Consider the following 1,540-nt stretch of genomic DNA (forward strand, 5'->3'; position numbering starts at 1 on the left):
CGATCACGACGATGGGCATGACCACCTCGCGCGGGACGACCGCCGCCGCGCGCATCCGGATGCGCAGGGCCATCACGGCCATCCGCATCCCTGAACCGGCGCGCCGGCCGACGCTGCGGCCATCGCCGTGCAGGGCGGGGCAGGCTTGCCGCTACAATGCGGGTCTGCCTTGCCATCTGTCGGAGATACTGCAGTGACCCGGAAACTCGTACTGTTGCGCCACGGCCAGAGCCAGTGGAACCTGGACAACCGCTTCACCGGTTGGGTGGACGTTGAGCTGACCGAACAGGGCCGCCGCGAGGCCGCCGCTGCCGGCCGCCTGATGCGTGAAGAAGGGCTGCAGTTCGATGTCGCGCATACCTCGGTGCTCAAGCGCGCCATCCACACCCTGCAGGGTGCCCTGGCCGAGCTGGACCAGGACTGGCTGCCGGTCAGCAAGAGCTGGCGCTTGAACGAGCGTCACTACGGTGGCCTGCAGGGCCTGGACAAGGCCGAGACCGCGGCCAAGCACGGCGAGGACCAGGTCAAGATCTGGCGCCGCTCCTACGACATCCCGCCGCCGGCGATGGACGTCGAAGACCCGGGCCATCCGATCCACGACCGCCGCTACGCCGGCCTGGACCGCAACGCGCTGCCGGGCACCGAATCGCTGGCCACCACGCTGGATCGCGTGCTGCCGTACTGGTTCGATGCGATCGCCCCGCAGCTCAAGGACGGCAAGACCGTGCTGGTCACCGCCCACGGCAACTCGCTGCGCGCGCTGTACAAGTACCTCAACCACGTCTCGCAGGAGGCCATCCTGGAGCTCAACATCCCGACCGGCATTCCGTTGCTGTTCGAGTTGAACGATGACCTGAGCGTGCAGTCGTTCCGCTACCTGGGCGATCCGGAAGCCGCGCGCAAGGCCGCCGAAGCAGTGGCGAACCAGGGCAAAGCGAAGTAACCCCGAAAGGCCGGCACAAACCGGCCTTTTTGCTGGTAGAGCCACCCCATGGGTGGCTGCCCCACGATGCCGGATGCCGCGCAGCCACGCATGGCGTGGCTCTACCGCGGTGCCGGACGCCGCGCGGCCACGCGTGGTGGTTCCACTGTGGTGTCGGCCAATCACCCAGCCGGCCGGTGTGACCTTTGGCCGGTCCCCCACCGCGCCGGCCGCGCTACGCTGCTTGATTGCCCGTCATCCGGGCGATGTATCCATCTGTAGCCGGAGAGTCGAATGAAGTTTTCCAAGCTGGTCCCGCTGGGCCTGACCGTCGCCATCGCCGCCTCGCTGGCGTCGTGTGGCAAGACCGATACCGCGCCTGCCGCGACTGCCGACGCGGCCAAGCCCGCCTTTGACACGTCGCAGATCAAGACCCCGCTGATCTCGCTCAACAGCGCCGACCTGGACCCGTCCATCTCTGCCTGTACCGACCTCAACGGCTTCGTCAACAGCAAGTGGCTCAAGGCCAACCCGGTTCCCAACGACCAGACCACCTGGGGCAGCTTCGAAATCCTGCGCGAGCGCTCGCTGGAAGTGCAGCACGTGCTGGTCCAGCAG

General features: G+C 67.3%; 2 protein-coding genes and 1 pseudogene. All 3 read left to right on the forward strand.

The features are described 5' to 3' along the window. Window positions 1-197, forward strand: a 197-nt coding sequence (locus tag AC1DQP_RS20335; RefSeq protein ID WP_478052410.1) for a hypothetical protein, incomplete at its 5' end; no start/stop codon positions are given. Beyond that, a complete protein-coding gene (gene gpmA, locus AC1DQP_RS20340; protein WP_256776457.1) occupies window positions 194-943 on the forward strand; it encodes a 2,3-diphosphoglycerate-dependent phosphoglycerate mutase in 750 nt (249 codons plus the stop codon). The genes AC1DQP_RS20335 and gpmA, both read left to right, overlap by 4 nt. 273 nt (window positions 944-1,216) lie before the next feature. After that, window positions 1,217-1,540, forward strand: a pseudogene (locus AC1DQP_RS20345) (peptidase); the annotation flags it as partial.

This window comes from Stenotrophomonas sp. P5_A8 (assembly GCF_056400545.1).